This is a genomic window from Rhodoferax sp. EU05-FHT12H12 (assembly GCF_058791215.1).
Genome location: NZ_JBYTDI010000004.1, coordinates 417,627 through 435,589 on the forward strand (window position 1 = coordinate 417,627; position 17,963 = coordinate 435,589).

Below are 17,963 nucleotides of genomic sequence, written 5' to 3' on the forward strand. Positions count from 1 at the left end.
GGGCTCCCAAAGGCGGTCTACAGACTACGCTGATTCACCCGCTTCATCAGCTGCTCAGCGCTTTCTTTGCGTTCGCTATACCGGTCCACGAGGTAGGGCGAGGCGTCGCGGGTGAGCAGGGTGAACTTCATCAGCTCCTCCATCACATCGACCACGCGGTCCAAGTAGGCGGATGGTTTCATGCGGTCGTCATCGCCGAACTCCAGGAAGGCCTTGGCCACCGAACTCTGGTTGGGGATGGTGAGCATGCGCATCCAGCGGCCCAGCACACGCATCTGGTTCACGGCGTTAAAGCTTTGCGAGCCGCCGCTCACCTGCATCACCGCCAACGTCTTGCCCTGGGTGGGCCGCACGGCGCCGCTGTTGAGTGGAATCCAGTCGATCTGCGCTTTCATGATGCCGGTCATGGCGCCATGCCGCTCGGGCGAGGTCCAGACCATGCCTTCACTCCACTGCGTCAGTTCACGCAGCTCCTGCACCTTGGGGTGGGTGTCGGGCGCGTCATCGGGCAGGGGCAGACCGCTGGGGTTGAAGATGCGGGTCTCCGCGCCCATGGCTTGCAGCAGGCGGGCGGCTTCTTCGGTCAGCAGGCGGCTGAACGAGCGCGGCCGCAGCGAACCGTAGAGCAGTGCCATGCGCGGCGCGTGGGTGGAGGGCACCGGGCGCAGCGCGGCTGCATCGGGCCGGCGGAAGTGCGCGGCCTCCAGCTGGGGCAAGGTGCTTGGCAAATCAGACACGTTCGCCTTTGTCATTCACCACCGCTTCGCCGTCTTCTTTGCTGAAGGCGGCTTGTTGGGCCTGGGGCAGAAGGTCCAGCACCAGTTCGGAGGGGCGGCACAGGCGGGTGCCCAGGGGTGTTTCCACCACGGGGCGGTTGATGAGAATGGGATGGGCCAGCATGCAGTCCAGCAGTTCGTCGTCGGTCCACTTCTCATTGGCCAAATCCAGCTCGGCATAGGGTGTGCCTTTTTCGCGCAGCAAGGGGCGGGGGCCGGTGCCCATGGCGGCCAGCAACGCTTGCAGGCGGGCCTTGGTGGGTGGGGTCTTGAGGTATTCAATGACTGTGGGCTCCACGCCGCTGTTGCGGATCATGGCCAGCGTATTGCGCGAGGTGCCGCAGGCGGGGTTGTGAAAGATGGTGATGGTCATACAGAAGTCTTCTTGGGAGAAAGTATGCGTGCCAAGCCTACGCCCAGCAATGCGCCCACGCTTTGCGCCAGCACAAAACCGATGGCACTGGCCGGTGCAATGCCGGCAAAGGTGTCACTGAACATGCGGCCCATGACGGCTGCGGGGTTGGCAAACGAGGTGCTGGCGGTGAACCAGTAGGCTGCGCCGATGTAGCAGGCCACCAGAGCAGGGGCCTTGCCTTCGGGCGCGCGCAGGATGGTGAACAGCAGCCCGCCCGTGGCCACGGCCTCGGCCACCCACTGGCCCCAGCCGGTGAACTGGCCCGCGCCGTCCCAGCCGCCGCGCAGGTGCTGGCTGAAGTGCAGCAGCGGCAGCTCGAACATGGCGTTGGCCAGGGCGGCACCCGCCACCGCACCCGCGAGTTGTGCTGCTATGAAAAACATAGCTGCTTGCGCACTGTTTTCGGGGGCTAGCTGCCGCTTTGACCACATAACGAGGGTGACCAGCGGGTTGAAGTGCGCACCACTCACCGGACCCAGGGTTTCAATCAGCACATACAGCGCGAACACGGTGGCCAGCGTGTTGGCCAGCAGGGCGACGCCATCGTTGCCGCCGCTCAATTGCTGGGCCATGATGCCGGAGCCTATGACGGCGCAGAGCAGGGCGGCGGTGCCGACGAATTCCGCGAGTAGCTGTTGAACGAGTCGCTGCGGTGCGAGGCGCCCGGGCGGCAGCGCGTTCTGCTCCGTGTCCTCCGCCCGCTGCGCGGCCCCCCCCTTGACCTGCGCAGAACGCTCTGCCGCCCAGGCTTCTGGGGTGGCGCTATGACCCGTTTTCAACTTCGTTTGCTCGCTCATGCTTTTGCGAGGTCTTTGGCGGTTTGCTGGATGGTCATGGCTTCGAGCTTGTCGGCTGGCAAGTTCACCAGCAGGTCCAGGCGGCGGCGGATGGCGTGCAGGGTGTTCTTGAAGGCCTCGGCCTTTTCCGCATCGCTGCCCTCGCCGGCAGACGGGTCGGCATAACCCCAGTGCGCGGTGGCCGGTTTGCCGGGCCAGAAGGGGCAGACCTCGCCGGCGGCGTTGTCGCACACGGTGATGATCAGGTCCATGTGTGGTGCGTCGGGCAGGGCGAATTCGTCCCAGCTTTTGCTGCGCAGGCCATCTGTGCTGATGCCGGCGTTGCGCAGGGTTTGCAGGCCGATGGGGTTGGGTTGCTGGTTGTCGCGCGGGCTGCTGCCGGCCGAGAAGCCTTGGAAGCGGCCACCCCCGATGTGGTTGAGCGTGGCCTCGGCCAGGATGCTGCGGGCCGAATTGTGGGTGCACAAGAAGAGAACGTTCAAAGGGGATTTGGACATGGGAGTTCCTGGAATGAAGGTGGATGGTTGCTATGGATTCAGTAGCTGCTTGCGCTTATTCCATAAGGGCTAGAGGTCTGTTTGGCATGTAAGACGGGGGCCTAGCAATCGCTGCAGCTGGCCGTCGTGTCGGTGACCTCGCAGCTTTCGCCCTGGCAGCAGTGCATGGTCATATAGGCCAGCAGGCCTTTCATCTGTGCAAAGTTGGCGCGGTAGATCAGGTTGCGTCCGCGCTGCTCAATGTCCACCAGCCCGCTGTGGGCCAGTTCTTTGAGATGGAAAGACAGGGCGCTGGGTGCGCTGTCGAGCTGCTGGGCCAGGGTGCCCGGGGTCAGGCCCTCGGGGCCGGCTACCACCAGCGCCTTGAAGGCGCGCAGGCGCTGGGCCTGGGCCAGGGCGGTCAGGGCCTTGAGGGCCTGGGTTTCGTCGAAGGTAGTGGCATTCATATTTCAATAATAATTGAATTATTGAAATAAAAACCTGGGGTGGCGCCATGTCACAAAAACTTCACGCGTCTGCCATGTGTGGGTCACAGGGGCTCCCCACACTCCCTGGTCAGTGCAATCACGCTCAAGGAAGGGGACAAGAATGCCAACAACATCTGCCGCCACCGTGCCTACGCTGGCCTCACCCACACTGAACCCGATCGCGGTGCAAGCCACGCTCGCTGCAGACCCCGCCGCTGCGCGCAACGGCATCCAGGTCTCCTGGGCCCGCCACCAGGACGAAGTGCGCGCCGCCCAGCGCCTGCGCTTTGATGTGTTTGCCGGTGAAATGGGCGCACGCCTGAACACCCCGATTGCCGGCCACGACGTGGACCTGTTTGACAACTACTGCGAGCACCTGATCGTGCGCGACCAGGCCAGCGGCCAGGTGGTGGGCACCTACCGCGTGCTCACGCCTACCCAGGCCAAGCGCGTGGGCAGTTTCTACAGCGACACCGAATTTGACCTGACCCGCCTGCGCAGCATGCGCGAACGCATGGTGGAACTGGGCCGCAGCTGCGTGCACCCGGACCACCGCCACGGTGGCGTCATCATGGCGCTCTGGGGCGCACTGGCCGAGTTCATGGTGCGCAACCAGTTGGACACCATGATCGGCTGCGCCAGCGTGCCCATGCTGCACAACGGGCTGGTGAGCGGCGACGCAGCGGCCAGCATCTGGCGCCAGGTGCAGGCCACCCACTTGGCCCCCATTGAGTACCACGTGCGGCCCCGTCTGCCGCTGCCCATCGACCAGTTGGACAGCACGCTGGATGTGGAGCCCCCCGCACTGATCAAGGGCTACCTGCGTCTGGGCGCCAAGGTGCTGGGCGCGCCAGCCTGGGACCCGGACTTCAATTCGGCGGACTTGCCGATGCTGATGCGCATCGCTGATTTGCCAGCCCGCTACCGCAAGCACTTTCTGGGGGCCTGATGCGCACCGCCTTCGACGCTCTGGGCACCAACTGGCAAGGTTTGGCGCCCGGCGCCGAAGCCGATGACGACGAGGTGGGCCACCGCCGCTACCGCGCGGTGTTTGTGTCCGACATCCACCTGGGCACCGCAGGCTGCCAAGCCAAGCCGCTGCTGGACTTTTTGAAACACCACCCCAGCGACCACCTTTACCTGGTGGGCGACATTGTGGATGGCTGGCAGCTGCGCCGCCGCTGGTACTGGCCGCAGGCGCACAACGACGTGGTGCAAAAGTTGCTGCGCCGTGCACGCAAGGGCTGCCGTGTGGTCTTTATCCCCGGCAACCACGACGAGTTTGCCCGCGCCTTTGTGGGCCACCAGTTTGGCGGCATCGAGGTGCATGAGGACACGGTGCACACCACGGCCGATGGCCGCACGCTCTGGGTTACGCATGGCGACTACTTTGATGGCGTGATCCAGTGCGCCAAGTGGCTGGCCTACCTGGGCGACAACGCCTACGAGTTCACCCTCAAGCTCAACCGCTACCTCAACACCTTGCGTGCGCGCATGGGGCTACCGTACTGGTCGCTCTCGGCGTATCTGAAGCACAAGGTCAAGAAGGCGCTGAACTACGTGACCGACTTCGAGACGGCCGTGGCCCATGAGGCGCGCCGCCGCGGCCACGACGGTGTGGTCTGTGGCCACATCCACCATGCGGAGATGCGCACCATCGACGGCACGTTGTACTGCAACGACGGCGACTGGGTGGAAAGCCGCACCGCGCTGGTGGAGCACCTGGACGGTCAGCTCGAACTCATTTATTGGGCGGGCACGCCCACCCCACCGGCCACTGCGGTGGCCACCCCCGCTTTGCAGGAAACCCACGCATGAAACTCGCCCTGATTACCGACGCCTGGCAACCCCAGGTCAACGGTGTAGTCACCACCCTGGTGGAGCTGGTGCGCGAGCTCGAAGGCCTGGGTCATGTGGTGGAGGTGATCCACCCCGGCTTGTTCAAGACCCGGCCTTGCCCGGGTTACGCGGGTATTGATTTGGCCGTGCGACCTGGCAAGGCCCTGGCACAGATGCTGGACGCCAGCGCGCCCGATGCCATCCACCTGGCCACCGAGGGCCCGCTGGGCTGGGCCGCGCGCAGCTATTGCCGCAAGCGCAAACTGGCCTTCACCACCGCCTACCACACGCGCTTTCCCGAGATCCTGCAGGCTGCGCTCAAGATCCCTCTGTGGATGGGTTATGCCCTGTTTCGGCATTTCCACAAACCTTCATCGGGCGTGATGGTGCCCACGCCCAGTGTGCTGCGCATGCTGGACGCACAGGGGTTTCGCCAACTGCGCAGCTGGACGCACGGTGTGGATGTGCAGTTGTTCCCCTACCAGGAGGAGCCGCGTGTGTATGCCCCGCTGGGCCTGCTGGCGCGGCCGGTGTCACTGTTTGTGGGGCGGGTGTCGTACGAGAAGAACATTGACGCCTTTTTGCAGATGGATGTGCCGGGCACCAAGGTGGTCTGCGGCGTGGGCCCGCTGGAAGCCGACTTGAAAGCACGTTACCCCCATGTGCGCTGGCTGGGCGTGTTGCCGCGTGACGAGTTGGCCCGGGTCTATGCCGCAGCCGATGTGTTTGTGATGCCCAGCCGCTCCGAGACCTTTGGCCTGGTGATGCTGGAGGCCATGGCTTGCGGCACACCCGTGGCGGCCTATCCCGTGGAAGGACCCAACGAGGTGGTGGGTGCACCGGCGCAAGGGGGCGTGTTGCATGCGGATCTGACGCAGGCCTGGTACGGCGCACTGTCGGTGCCGCGCCACGAGGCGCGGGCGCGGGCCCTGCACTTTGGCTGGGCCTATGCCGCATTGCTGTTTGCGGGGCATCTGGTGCCGACACGCGCCGTGCCGGCCAGCGCACAGGTGCTGGTGAAAGATGTCACACGACTGTCATCTTAGACGTCAACAATTCTTCACCGTTATGTCACAAATGGGTGGGTTTTCATGTTGTCCGTTCTCCGCAAGCGTTTTGTCAAACCCGTGTTGGCCGCCCCCGACCTGCTGGACCGCGACCACAGCCTGCTGGCATTTAATGAGCGGGTACTGAACTGGGCCGAACGCGATGACGTGCCCTTGCTGGAGCGCCTGCGTTTTCTGTGCATCGTCTCCAGCAACCTGGATGAATTTTTTGAAGTGCGCGCCGAGCCACACCTCTCGGCCAGCCAGGCGAATGACCACAAAGGCCAGTTCACCGTCGGCTCCTTCGAGCGTCTGGCCGATGCCCTGCACACCCTGGTGGCGCGTCAGTACACACTCTTCAATGAGCAGCTCATGCCGGCATTTGAGCGCGAAGGCATCCGCATCGTGTCGCACGGCGACCGCAGCGCCGCCCAACGTGCCTGGGTGCGCCAGTACTTCGAGCGTGAGGTACGCCCGCTGCTGATTCCCGTGGGACTGGACCCGGCACACCCGTTCCCGCAGGTGGCCAACAAGTCACTCAACTTCATCGTGCGCCTGAGCGGCAAAGACGCTTTTGGGCGCGAGAACGAAATTGCGATTGTGAAAGTGCCACGTGTGCTGCCGCGCCTGATTCGTATGCCCGACAAGGTGGCTGGCAAACGCACACTGTTTGTGTCGCTGTCCAGCATCATCCGCGCGCACCTGGACAGCCTGTTCCCGGGACGCACGGTGGGGCAGTTTTCGCAGTTCCGTGTCACGCGCCACTCAGACCTGGCGGTGGACGAGGATGACGTGCAAAACCTGCGCACCGCCTTGCGCCAGGGTCTGGTGCACCGCCACTACGGCCAAGCCGTGCGGCTGGAGGTGTCGGCCGGTTGCTCCGAGCATCTGGCGGACTTTTTGCTCAAGCAGTTTGCGCTGCCGGTCAAGGCGCTGTACCGCGTGCATGGTCCGGTGAACCTGGCGCGCCTCACACAGCTCATCGACCTGGTGAACCGGCCCGACCTGTGCTTTCCCGCCTACTGCCCGTCCTACCCCGTGCAACTCCAGCAGGGCCAGTCCCTCTTTGCGCAGCTGCGCCAGGGCGACATCCTGATGCACCAGCCGTTTGAGAGCTTTGATGGCGTGCTGGCCTTTTTGCGCGAAGCGGTCAACGACCCGCAGGTCCTGGCCATCAAGCAAACCATTTATCGCACCGGGGCTGATTCGGCGCTGATGGACTTGCTACGCGAAGCGGTGCGCCGCGGCAAAGAGGTGACCGTGGTGGTGGAACTCAAGGCCCGTTTTGACGAAGAGGCCAATATCAACTGGGCCGAGATGCTGGAGTCGATCGGTGCGCAAGTGGTCTACGGTGTGGTGGGCCTGAAGACGCACGCCAAGATGATGTTGATCACCCGCCGTGAGGGCAAGACGCTCAAGCGTTATGGGCACCTCTCCACCGGCAACTACAACCCGCGCACCGCCAAGCTCTACACCGACCTGAGCCACTTGACGGCAGATGCCGCCATCACCACCGACATGGAGCATGTGTTTGTGCATCTGGCCAGCCAGAGCAAGCTGCCCCGTCTGTCCAAGTTGTGGATGGCGCCCTTTCATTTGCACCGCAACCTGGTGGCCAAGATCGATGCACTGGGGGACGCCGCCGCACGCGGTGAGTCCACCCGCATCGTGGCCAAAATGAACTCGCTGACCGATGAGGCCCTGATCCGCAGCCTGATGCGTGCGGGCGCGCAGGGTGTGCAGATTGACCTGATTGTGCGCGGCGCCTGCATGCTGCCCGCGCAGGTGCCGGGCCGCACCGAAAACATCCGTGTGCGTTCGGTGATCGGCCGGTTTCTGGAGCACTCCCGGGTGTTTTATTTTCGCCAGGGCGCGGTAGAAGACCTGTACCTGTCGAGTGCCGACTGGATGAACCGCAACATGGTGCGCCGGGTGGAGCTGGCCTGGCCGGTGACGGACCCGCTGCTGCGCCAGCGCATCGTGGATGAGTGCCTGGTGGCGTATTTGCACGACGGCGTGGATGCCTGGGACTTGGGTGCGGATGGCTGCTACCAGCGGGTGCCGCATAGGCTGCATGTTCCCGCGCACGGGGCTCAGGCCGCACTGATGGCGCGCTACGCCCGCAGTGACAGCCATTGAACTGGGGAGGACCACGATGGACTTGATTCTCTGGCGCCACGCAGAGGCCATTGACCTGGATCTGGTGGGCGACGACATGCTGCGCACGCTGACCAGCAAGGGCGACAAACAGGCCACTCGCATGGCCGCCTGGCTGGACCGGCAGTTACCCGATGGCGCCCGCATCTGGGCCAGCCCGGCGGCCCGTGCCGACCAGACCGCGCAAGCCCTGGGGCGCAAGTACAAAAAACATTCCGCCATTGCACCACTGGGCAGTGTGGACGACTTGCTGGCGTTGGTGCAATGGCCTCACGGCAGGGGCTGCGTGGTGGTGGTGGGCCACCAGCCCACCCTGGGGCAAACCATCTCGCGCCTGCTGGGGCTCAGCGAGAGCGAATGCGCCATCAAAAAAGGCGCGGTGTGGTGGCTGCGCTACCGCGAGCGCGAGGGCGTGGGCCAGACCGTGGTGGTGACCGTGCAATCCCCCGAGCTGCTGTAACGCAGGTCCGCCGCAGGTCGCTCAGGCCTTCTTGGCCTTGGCGGGGCGGCCAGTCTTCAGGCTGGGAACAGCCAGCAACGCTTGCTTGAACGCTGCATCGGACAGGGCCGCAATCGCCTTGACACCAGCACGGATCAGTTCGGTCTTCTTGACCGGGTTGCCCAGCTTGGCGGCGCGCAGCTTGAGCACATCCAATACGTCATATTCGGGCTTGGGGATCGTGAAACTGTCCCGCACCATCTTGGGTTTTTTGGCCTTGAGGGCCTTGGCCGCCACGGGTTTTGCGGTGGGTTTGGCTACCGGTTTCACCGCGGGTTTGGTGGCTGCCACACTGGGTTTTTTGGCGGCAGGGGCCTTGGTTTTGGACGCTGCAGGTTTGGCCACGACAGCGGCCTTGTTGGCGGCCACAGGCTTGGCGGCTGTCTTGCGTGCGGGTTTTTTTGCAGCTACTGTTTTGGCAGGGGCGGCACTTGTCGTTCCGGGTGCTGCTGCGGGAGTGGGGGTGGTCATTTTTTCGGTGGGAGTCATCTGCAAAATCCTTCTAAAAGTGAAACGGTATATACGGTTTATACCGTTTTATTTTAGACGTGAAGCGCATTGAAATGCGCTGTCACAACACTGTCACCGGCGCTTCATAAACTCGCCTGCCCCGAGTGTCCTGGAGAACCTGCCATGCAGCTACAGCCTTTGCGATTGGTGACCCGCGAAATGCCCGCCCATGCCGGTCAGGGGGCGCTGCAACAGGTGTTGAAAAACGCCAGCCTGTATCCGGTGTTTCAACCGATTGTGAATCTGGCCGACGCATCCATTCATGCGCACGAGGCGCTCATCCGCGGTCCTGCGGGCACCGCACTGCACACCCCCGACAACCTGCTGCGCGCCGCGGCCCAGGAAGACTTGCGTTACGAGTTTGAAAGTGCCTGTGTGGTGGCCACCCTGCGCCACTGGGGCCATCTGCGCAGTGGTGGGCGCCTGTTTGTGAACATCAGCGCGAATGCCTTGGTGCGTGTATTCAATTTGCGCGGGCGCGAGGGCCTGTTGCGCTGGATCTTGGATTTGCGCGTCATGCCGCGCACCCTGGTGCTGGAGATTACGGAGCACGAACGTGTGGACAGCATGGACCGCCTGGCCGAAGTGGTGCAGGAGATTCGTTCGGCGGGGGTTTCGCTCGCACTGGATGACTTTGGTGATGGGCACTCCAGCCTGCGCCTGTGGTCCCAGCTCAAGCCCGAGATTGTCAAGATCGACAAGTACTTCACACGCAACATCAGCGCACACGGCGACAAGCTCAAGACCATCCAGGCGCTGCAGCAGATTGCCACCATCTTTGGCAGCTCGCTGGTGGCAGAAGGCATTGAGACGGCCGAGGACTTGCGCGTGTTGCGTGACCTGGGCATCGAGTATGGACAGGGCTACTTTCTGGGGCATCCGGACCGCAAGCCACTCAAGTACCTGGGCGTGGACCCACAGCGCGTGTTGGGTGAGCGGCAGGTCGTGGTGTTTCCCGAGTTGGGGCGCATGTCGCAAGGTGGGCATTTGCGCAGCCTGTCCTTGCTGCGTGCCCCCACGGTGACACCGGAGACGCAGAACGACACGCTGGCCGAGATTTTTCTGGAGCAGCCCAACTTGCACGCGGTGGCCATGCTGGAGGGTGAGCGCCCCGTGGGCATCATCAACCGTGCGCTCTTCATGAACGAATACAGCAAGCTCTACTACCGCGAGGTGTGGGGACGCAAGCCCTGTAATGTGCATGCGAACCTGGCGCCGCGCCTGATCGAGCGTGAGCACAGTGTGGACGAGTTGGTGGGCATTCTGACCTCGCAAGACCAGCGCTACCTGAACGACGGTTTTATTGCCACCGAGAACGGGCGCTATGTGGGCCTGGGAACCGGCGACCAATTGGTGCGCTCAGTGACTGAAACCCGCATCGAGGCAGCGCGCCACGCCAACCCGCTGACTTTTTTACCCGGCAACATCCCCATCAGCCAGCACATGGAGCGCCTGCTCAAGAAGCAGGTGCGGTTTGTGGCGTGTTATGCGGATCTGAACAACTTCAAGCCCTTTAACGATTACTACGGCTACTGGCGCGGGGACGAGATGATTCGCTTGCTGGCACGCGTGGCCATGGAGCAGTGCGACTCGCAGCGTGACTTTTTGGGGCACGTGGGGGGCGACGATTTCATCATCCTGTTCCAGAGTCCGGACTGGCGAGTTCGTTGCGAGCGCCTGGTCGCCGAGTTTTCGGAGCGTGCACTGGCGATGTTCGACGAGGCGGCGCGGGCCCGTGGTGGCATAGAGGCCGAAGACCGGCATGGTGTGCAGCGCTTCTTTCCGTGTACGACCTTGTCGATTGGTGCCGTGGCGATTGACGGCAGCCAGTTTTCGCGGGCGGAAGATGTGGCTAACTTGGCGGCGGTAGCCAAGCATGCGGCCAAGCAGGCGGGGGTGGGGTTGTGGGAGCGCGAGGCTTTGGTGTCTTGACGCAAGGCGGGGTCGCTTTCTCGTTCCGGCTTGCGTTGTTGCTATCGGCTTTTTGGGTGGGCGGCGTCGTTTTTTTTAACACCCACTCCCCCAGCCCCTCGCCCCGTCGGCGAGGGGAGCCTTTTGAACAGCCGATTTGGTGGCCTTGCCTCCGGCTACGGTGCTACACAAGTACCGCTGCCAACAGGTGGGTGCGCCACGGCCTTTGCCAACTATTGTGGTGAATGCATACATGCTGGTGCGGAGCCGCTGGCGGGCGCAGCCGCCTGCCGTGCCGACCAGATCTCTCCGAAGTCCCACAGCCGCAGGCACGGGCCGTGGCGTGAAGTAACGGTGGCAACGTCACCCCAGTCGCCAAGCAGTCGGCGCGCAACCACCAAATATGGCTGTTAAAGGCTCCCCTCGCCGACGGGGCGAGGGGCTGGGGGAGTGGGTGTTAAAAAAAGCGGTGCAGGCAATCCAAAAAGCCAAGCAGAAGGGCTTGTTCAGCGCAGGCCCAAGAGAACCTAAACCCCGACCAGCTCCAAACTCCACGGCGTCTTCAACCAAAGCTGCACTTCCTCTTGCAAGAGGTGCGCACTCTGTGGAAACGCAGCAGCCCAGCCATTGCGGCAACGCAGCCGAAAGGTATGGTCCTCGCCGCGCGCCAGTGCCATGCCCTGCAAGTCCGGTGCGCGCCGTGCGTGGCACAAAATCACGGCCAGGCGCAGGCACATGAGTTGCAGCACCAGGTCGTCCTGCTCCAGCGAGGCCTCCAGCTTGCGCAGCTTGCCGCGGTGGCCCAGTACCAAGAGGCTCAGGCGGTGCATTTCCGAGAGCGAGAACCCCGCCGCGTCGGCGTTGTCCAGGATGTAGGCGCCGTGTTTGTGGTAATCGCTGTGAGAGATGTGGCTGCCGATTTCGTGCAGCTGCGCGGCCCAGTTGAGCTTGCGCAGCGTGCGGCCATGTTCGGGGTGGTGTTCGTCCAGCGGGCCGCCCAGCACCTGCTGCAGCAGGTGGGTGGCCACGGTGCCCACACGCTCGCCGTGGGCCGTGTCTACATTGAACTTGCTGGCCAGGCGTTGCACACTTTTGGCGCGCAGGTCACCATAGGTGTTGGCGGTGCCCAGCAGGTCACAAATCAGGCCATGGCGCAGGCCGCCAGCGGCGTGCTGCATTTCGGTGATGCCCAGCAGGCTGAACACCGCACGCATCACACTCACGCCGCCGCCAATGATGGTCTTGCGGTCTTCGCGCATGCCGGCGATGCGCAGGCGGTCTGCACTTTGCGCGGCGATCAGGCGCTCCAGCAACCAGTCCAGCCCGTCTTGTGAGACGACGCCAGATGGCCAGCCCGCAGCCACCAGCACGTCGCCAATCGCACCGACGGTGCCGGCAGAGCCATAGGCGGTGTCCCAGCGGTCTGGGGGGTAGGCGTCCAGTGCCTCGTCGAGCACGGCCTTGGCCGCAATCTCGGCCATCTCGAAAGATTTCTTGCTGAACAGGCCGTCGGCAAAGTAGCGCTTGGACCAGGCGATGCTGCCCACGCGGTAGGACTCCATCACCGTGGGTGTGAGGCCGGTGCCCAAAATCAGTTCGGTGGAGCGGCCGCCAATGTCGACCACCAGACGGCGTTCGTCGGTGGCCGGCAGCATGTGGGCCACGCCCTGGTAGATCAGCCGGGCCTCTTCGCGGCCGGAGATCACGTCAATGGGAAAGCCCAACACAGCGTTGGCGCGTTCCAGAAAGGCGTCGCGGTTGCGTGCCTCGCGCAGGGTTTGGGTGGCCACGGCCTTCACTTCACCGGGTTTGAAGCCGGCCAGCCGTTCGCCAAAGCGCGCGAGGCATTCCCAGCCTGCCTGCATGGCGGCGGGGGTGAGGTTGCGGTCTTCGTCCAGACCGCCGCCCTGGCGTACGGTCTCTTTGAGGTATTCGGTCCGTCGAAATTCACCGTGGTCTACACGCCCAATTTCCAGGCGGAAGCTGTTGGAGCCCAGGTCCACGGCGGCCAGGCGATTTCCGTTTTGCATCGACGTTGTGTCAGGTAAGGGTTAAAAGCTGCGAAGAGCATAGCACCGGCCTGGGGCCGGGCGGAGTGGCTTAACCCACCAAGCGGCCATCGGCGGCCACCATGCTTTGGGTCACAAAGGCCGGCGTTTTGCGCTTGGGGTCGGGGTTGATGCGAAAGCCCCCCAGGTCCATGGGCAGGCGGCGGGCGAAGGCCTGCAGCACATTGCTGCGGTTCAAGGTTCCGTCCAGGGTGCCAAGCACCTCTTGCGCGTAGCGGGCTGACAGGTAGCCGGCCAGGCTTTGCGGGGTAGGGGGTTCGTCGTAGAGGCGGTTCAGGGTCTCGCGGTAGCCGCGCACGATGGGCTGGTTGCCATTGACCGGGGGCACGGCCTGCGTGGCAATGACGGGGGTGAAGCGCGACACACCGAGTTGCTGCAGGGTTTGCAGGTTCACGTCTGACATGGCCACGATGTAACGCTGTGCCGCCTGCTTTTCGATGCCCTGCGAGAACTGCAGCAGCTCGGGCGTTCCGCCCAGAAAGATCAGGATGCGCGGGCTGTCGGGCCGCAGCTCGGTGGCCAGGGCCTGCAGGGTGCTGCTGGGCACATAGGTCTTGAGCTTGAGTTTCAGGCCGGCGGCAGCCTGCTCCAGATCGGCCTGGTAGCTGTTCCGCTCGGCGGCGGACGCAAAAACGGCGCCCACCTCGGTCACGCCCATGATGGACAGCGATTTCACCGCATGGCTGATCTGCTCTTGCCGCGTGGCAAAAATGCCAAAGGTGCTGTCCTGTCCTTCGGGCGGCTGGCTGTGTAACCAGGGTGCTACGTGGGCGACATCGGCCGCTTCACGCTGCAGCAGGGTAGCCAGCTGGCTGGCCGCCCGGTGGCCGGCGCTGCCCACTACAGCCAGGCACTCGGGCATGGCCTTGAGCGTGTCCACGGCCGAGCGAAGGGCTTGTGGGCTGCCGTCCACTTCCACGACCACGTGTTTGACAGTCTTGCCCCGCACGCCGCCGCGGCTGTTGAGGTCCTGCCAGGCGGCCCGCGCACCGATCAAAAAGTCCTTGGACACATCAATCTGGCTGGCCGACATGTCCACCACCTGCAGCACGCTGGGCGTCGCCGCTGTGGTGCGGGGGCCTTGGGCCCAACTGGTCGCAGTGCCGAACAGGCCTGCACTGCAGGCCAGCGCGCCAAGAAACCTGCGTCGCGGAAGGGGGTGGGAAAGGGTGTCAACCATGGGGGGTGTTCCAACGGAAAAGTTTGCTATTAAAATAGGAGCTGCTAGCGCATATTCCATAAGGGCTAGGTGCCTATTTGAATGAAAAATGGCCCGTGATCGGGCCATTGGCACGGTGGGTAGTGCTTTACTTGCCTGTGGGGGCGGGCAGCACGGTGTCCACGATGTGCAGCACGCCGTTGGTGGCGCTGATGTCGGCCTGGGTGACGGCTGCGGTTTCCACCGTCACAAAGTCGCCTGCCTTGGCCAGTGCCAGCATGCTGCCTTGCACCGACTTCACATTGCTGTTTTTCACGTCAGCGGCCATCAGCTTGGCGGGTACCACGTGGTAGGCCAGCAGGGCTTTGAGTTTTTCGGGGTTCTTGGCCAGTTCGTCCATGGTTTTGGCGGGCACCGCCTTGAAGGCGTCGTCGCTGGGCGCAAACACCGTGAAGGGGCCGCCGGTTTTCAGGGTCGCGGTCAAGCCGGCTTGGGCCACCAGGGCGTTGAGGGTGCTCAAGGAGGGGGTGTTGGCCAGCGTCTGGGCCAGGTCGACCGGAGCGGGGCGGGTGGCGCAGCCCACCATGCCGGCGAGCAGGGCAGCTGCCAACAAGGTACGGCGGCCAAGGGTGAGATGGGTGCTGAATGTCATGGTGTGCTCCGGGTTGAAAGCGCGAAGCGTAGAAAGACTGCGTGACAGGAATGTGACAGACGCTTGAAAATCGCATGACGTACGCCGAGCCGTCCGGGGCCTTCGAAAAACCGCCTGATGTCATACCGTTGTCACAAAAGGTTCTTAAATTCACATCGTTCGCTGTTTTCTCAACCAACCGACTGAGGTTTTCTCATGATTATTTCCTTCCAACGCGCACTGCTGGTCTCTGCAATGACCGCCGCAGTGGGCTTTGCCGGTGCTGCTGGCGCCCAAGAAATTACCGGTGCAGGCGCGTCCTTTCCCGCTCCCATCTACTCCAAGTGGGCGTCTGACTACAACAAGGCTACCGGCGTGAAGGTGAACTACCAGTCCATCGGTTCCGGTGGTGGTATCAAACAAATTGACTCCAAAACGGTGGACTTCGGTGCGTCCGACGCACCTTTGACCGACGAAGTGTTGAAGTCCAAAGGCCAGATGCAGTTCCCCACGGTACTCGGTGGTGTGGTGCCCGTGATCAACGTCAAGGGTATTGAGCCTGGCCAATTGAAGCTGACCGGCCAAGTGCTGGGCGATATTTACCTGGGCAAAATTTCCAAGTGGAACGACCCCGCCATCAAAGCGCTGAACCCCACGCTGGCACTGCCTGATGCCGCCATCGCCCAAGTGCGCCGTGCTGACGGTTCCGGCACCACCTTCATCTTCACCAACTACCTGAGCAAGGTGAACGCAGAGTGGAAGTCCAAAGTGGGCGAGGGCACAGCCGTGAACTGGCCAGTGGGCGCTGGTGGCAAGGGCAACGAAGGTGTGGCCGCTTTTGTGGGCCGCCTGCCGAATTCCATGGGGTATGTGGAGTATTCCTACGTCAAGCAAAACAAGCTGAACTACGCTGTGATGCAAAACTCGGCTGGCAACTTTGTGAAGCCCGATGACGAAGCGTTCAAGGCCGCCGCCGCCGGTGCCGATTGGAACAAGTCCTTCTACCAGATCCTGACCAACCAGCCTGGCAAGGATGCATGGCCCATCAGCGGCGCGACCTTCATCCTGATGCACCTGAAGCAGGACAAGCCCGCCAACGCGACTGAAACCTTGAAGTTCTTCAACTGGGCTTATGCCAACGGTGGCAAGGCAGCAGCCGATCTGGACTACGTGCCCATGCCTCCTTCCGTGATCGCCGTCATCCAGAAATCCTGGGGTGAGATCAAGGACGGTGCTGGCAAGCCCGTGGCCTTCAAGTAATCGACAGCTGCCACTGAACTGACGGAGAACAACCCCATGTCCTCTACACTCGTGCATGGGGATTCCCCGTCCAGTTTGTCTGCCATCAAGCCTTCCCGTGCCATGACCCAACCTCCTCCTGTCAAGCGTGCCCGCTCTGGCCCCCTTGCTGATCGTATTTTCGGCTGGCTCGCCAAGGGTTCTGCCCTGCTGACCCTGGCTTTGTTGCTGGCCATCCTGACCTCGCTGACCATCAGCGCCTGGCCGGCGATTAGCAAATACGGACTCTCGTTTTTGACCAGTACTGTCTGGGATCCGGTGCAAAACGAGTACGGCGGTCTGGTCATGATTTATGGCACTTTGGCTACCTCGTTGATTGCGCTGCTGATTGCGGTGCCGGTGAGCTTTGGCATCGCCTTGTTCCTTACCGAGCTGTCGCCCGCCTGGCTCAAACGTCCGCTGGGCACGGCCATCGAACTGTTGGCGGCGGTGCCGTCCATCGTGTACGGCATGTGGGGTCTGCTGGTGTTCGGCCCGGTGCTGGCCACCTATGTGCAGCAACCGCTGCAAAGCCTGACCCACGGCATTCCTTACCTGGGTGCCTTTTTCTCCGGTCCTCCCGTGGGCATTGGCATCTTGTCGGCCGGCATCATCCTGGCCATCATGATCATCCCGTTCATCGCGTCTGTGATGCGTGATGTGTTTGAGGTGACCCCGCCCCTGCTCAAAGAGTCGGCCTACGGCCTGGGCGCCACCACCTGGGAAGTGGTGTCCAAGGTGGTGTTGCCCTACACCAAGACCGGCGTCATCGGCGGCATCATGCTGGGCCTGGGCCGTGCCATTGGCGAGACCATGGCGGTGACCTTTGTGATTGGCAACTTCAACCAGCTCGATTCCCTGAGCCTCTTCCAGGCAGCCAATAGCATTACCTCCGCATTGGCCAATGAGTTTGCCGAGGCTGGCGAAGGTCTGCACCAGGCCGCCCTGATGTACCTGGGCTTGGTACTGTTCTTCATCACATTCGTGATTCTCTCGTTGTCCAAGCTCTTGCTGTCGCGCTTGCGCAAAGCTGAAGGAACCAAAACATGAGCGCCACCTTGTCACAAGTCCGCGCAGCCCGCTTTGCCCAGCGCAAGCGCGTCAATTACATCGCCACGGGCTTAGCCCTGGCGGCCATGGCGTTTGGCCTGTTCTGGTTGTTCTGGATCCTGGTGGAAACCTTCCGCCTGGGCATTGGTGGCATGAACTGGGTCACCTTGACCCAGATGACGCCACCGCCCAACGAAGAAGGTGGCTTGGCCAACGCCATTTATGGTTCTTTTCTGATGGTGTTCCTGGCCACGTGTGTGGGCACCCCCATCGGCGTGATGGCCGGTATCTACCTGGCGGAGTTCGACTCCAAGAGCTGGTTGGCCTCGCTCACCCGTTTTGTGAATGACATTTTGCTGTCTGCACCGTCCATCGTGATTGGCCTGTTTGTGTATGCCGTGGTGGTGTCGCGCTTCAAGTCCTTCTCGGGGTACGCCGGCATTCTGGCCTTGTCCTTGATCGTGATTCCGGTGGTCATTCGCACTACCGAAAACATGCTGCAACTGGTGCCCGCTGGTTTGCGTGAAGCCGCCTATGCATTGGGTGCGCCGAAGTGGAAAGTCATTCTGAGCATCACGTTGAAAGCCGCCCGTGCGGGTGTCATCACCGGTGTGTTGCTGGCGGTGGCCCGTATTGCCGGTGAAACCGCACCACTGTTGTTCACTGCACTGAGCAACCAGTTCTGGACCTCGTCGCTGGGTGAACCCATGGCCAGCCTGCCGGTCACGATCTTCAAGTTCGCCATGAGCCCTTACGAAAACTGGCAACAGCTGGCTTGGGCGGGTGTCTTCCTGATCACCATCGCGGTGTTGGGTCTGAATATTCTTGCCCGGGTGCTGACCCGCAACAAATCCTGAGGCCC

At 62.7% G+C, this 17,963-nt stretch carries 18 protein-coding genes; 9 read left to right on the forward strand and 9 right to left on the reverse strand.

Annotation, left to right across the window (positions count from 1 at the left end):
* Positions 1-17 precede the first annotated feature (17 nt).
* From arsH to AC3WS7_RS14245, 5 genes are all read right to left on the reverse strand, one after another.
* Entirely contained in the window at positions 18-752 is a 735-nt protein-coding gene (gene arsH / locus AC3WS7_RS14225) for an arsenical resistance protein ArsH (protein WP_492656803.1), read from the reverse strand.
* Positions 730-1,149: an arsenate reductase (glutaredoxin) gene (gene arsC, locus AC3WS7_RS14230; protein WP_492656804.1), complete on the reverse strand. Its 420-nt coding sequence runs from the start codon at positions 1,147-1,149 to the stop codon at positions 730-732. Before arsC ends, arsH begins: the two co-directional genes overlap by 23 nt.
* On the reverse strand, positions 1,146-1,988 hold the full coding sequence (locus AC3WS7_RS14235; protein ID WP_492656805.1) for an aquaporin: 843 nt from the start codon (positions 1,986-1,988) through the stop codon (positions 1,146-1,148). Before AC3WS7_RS14235 ends, arsC begins: the two co-directional genes overlap by 4 nt.
* A complete protein-coding gene (locus AC3WS7_RS14240; protein ID WP_492656806.1) occupies positions 1,985-2,485 on the reverse strand; it encodes an arsenate reductase ArsC in 501 nt (166 codons plus the stop codon). The genes AC3WS7_RS14235 and AC3WS7_RS14240 overlap by 4 nt, the downstream gene beginning before the upstream one ends.
* Positions 2,486-2,586: 101 nt before the next feature.
* Positions 2,587-2,931, reverse strand: a complete 345-nt coding sequence (locus AC3WS7_RS14245) for an ArsR/SmtB family transcription factor (protein WP_492656807.1) — start codon at positions 2,929-2,931, stop codon at positions 2,587-2,589.
* A gap of 142 nt (positions 2,932-3,073) precedes the next feature.
* Here AC3WS7_RS14245 and AC3WS7_RS14250 point away from each other — a divergent pair, with 142 nt between their 5' ends.
* The 5 genes from AC3WS7_RS14250 to AC3WS7_RS14270 are packed head-to-tail and all read left to right on the forward strand — an operon-like array spanning position 3,074 to position 8,454.
* Positions 3,074-3,901, forward strand: a complete 828-nt coding sequence (locus AC3WS7_RS14250; RefSeq protein WP_492656808.1) for a GNAT family N-acetyltransferase — start codon at positions 3,074-3,076, stop codon at positions 3,899-3,901.
* Positions 3,901-4,770 (forward strand): UDP-2,3-diacylglucosamine diphosphatase, encoded by an 870-nt coding sequence (locus AC3WS7_RS14255; protein WP_296465558.1) that lies wholly within the window; start codon positions 3,901-3,903, stop codon positions 4,768-4,770. The genes AC3WS7_RS14250 and AC3WS7_RS14255 overlap by 1 nt, the downstream gene beginning before the upstream one ends.
* Positions 4,767-5,837, forward strand: a complete 1,071-nt coding sequence (locus AC3WS7_RS14260; protein ID WP_492656809.1) for a glycosyltransferase family 4 protein — start codon at positions 4,767-4,769, stop codon at positions 5,835-5,837. Before AC3WS7_RS14255 ends, AC3WS7_RS14260 begins: the two co-directional genes overlap by 4 nt.
* Positions 5,838-5,882: 45 nt before the next feature.
* The gene (ppk1, locus tag AC3WS7_RS14265; RefSeq protein WP_492656810.1) at positions 5,883-7,976 is read left to right on the forward strand and encodes a polyphosphate kinase 1; all 2,094 of its coding nucleotides are present in this window, start codon (positions 5,883-5,885) and stop codon (positions 7,974-7,976) included.
* 16 nt (positions 7,977-7,992) lie between these two features.
* A complete protein-coding gene (locus AC3WS7_RS14270; RefSeq protein ID WP_492656811.1) occupies positions 7,993-8,454 on the forward strand; it encodes a SixA phosphatase family protein in 462 nt (153 codons plus the stop codon).
* A gap of 21 nt (positions 8,455-8,475) precedes the next feature.
* Here the strand turns inward: AC3WS7_RS14270 and AC3WS7_RS14275 are convergent, their stop codons facing one another.
* The gene (locus tag AC3WS7_RS14275; protein WP_492656812.1) at positions 8,476-8,982 is read right to left on the reverse strand and encodes a hypothetical protein; all 507 of its coding nucleotides are present in this window, start codon (positions 8,980-8,982) and stop codon (positions 8,476-8,478) included.
* 144 nt (positions 8,983-9,126) lie between these two features.
* Here AC3WS7_RS14275 and AC3WS7_RS14280 point away from each other — a divergent pair, with 144 nt between their 5' ends.
* Positions 9,127-10,935: an EAL domain-containing protein gene (locus AC3WS7_RS14280; RefSeq protein WP_296465571.1), complete on the forward strand. Its 1,809-nt coding sequence runs from the start codon at positions 9,127-9,129 to the stop codon at positions 10,933-10,935.
* A 506-nt stretch (positions 10,936-11,441) separates the two neighbouring features.
* On the opposite strand, the gene AC3WS7_RS14285 is transcribed toward AC3WS7_RS14280, so the two are convergent.
* The 3 genes from AC3WS7_RS14285 to AC3WS7_RS14295 all read right to left on the reverse strand — a co-directional run bounded on the left by AC3WS7_RS14285 (position 11,442) and on the right by AC3WS7_RS14295 (position 14,794).
* Positions 11,442-12,944 carry a Ppx/GppA phosphatase family protein gene (locus AC3WS7_RS14285; RefSeq protein WP_492656813.1) on the reverse strand — a complete coding sequence of 501 codons (1,503 nt, stop codon included), beginning with the start codon at positions 12,942-12,944 and terminating at the stop codon, positions 11,442-11,444.
* Between the two features lie 70 nt (positions 12,945-13,014).
* Positions 13,015-14,163, reverse strand: a complete 1,149-nt coding sequence (locus AC3WS7_RS14290) for an ABC transporter substrate-binding protein (protein ID WP_492656814.1) — start codon at positions 14,161-14,163, stop codon at positions 13,015-13,017.
* A gap of 127 nt (positions 14,164-14,290) precedes the next feature.
* A complete protein-coding gene (locus AC3WS7_RS14295) occupies positions 14,291-14,794 on the reverse strand; it encodes a fasciclin domain-containing protein (protein WP_492656815.1) in 504 nt (167 codons plus the stop codon).
* A gap of 195 nt (positions 14,795-14,989) precedes the next feature.
* Between AC3WS7_RS14295 and pstS the strand changes: the two genes are divergently transcribed.
* The 3 genes from pstS to pstA are packed head-to-tail and all read left to right on the forward strand — an operon-like array spanning position 14,990 to position 17,958.
* On the forward strand, positions 14,990-16,033 hold the full coding sequence (gene pstS, locus AC3WS7_RS14300) for a phosphate ABC transporter substrate-binding protein PstS (RefSeq protein WP_492656816.1): 1,044 nt from the start codon (positions 14,990-14,992) through the stop codon (positions 16,031-16,033).
* A 36-nt stretch (positions 16,034-16,069) separates the two neighbouring features.
* A complete protein-coding gene (gene pstC, locus AC3WS7_RS14305; RefSeq protein ID WP_492656817.1) occupies positions 16,070-17,101 on the forward strand; it encodes a phosphate ABC transporter permease subunit PstC in 1,032 nt (343 codons plus the stop codon).
* On the forward strand, positions 17,098-17,958 hold the full coding sequence (gene pstA, locus AC3WS7_RS14310; protein WP_296465584.1) for a phosphate ABC transporter permease PstA: 861 nt from the start codon (positions 17,098-17,100) through the stop codon (positions 17,956-17,958). The genes pstC and pstA overlap by 4 nt, the downstream gene beginning before the upstream one ends.
* Positions 17,959-17,963: the final 5 nt, after the last annotated feature.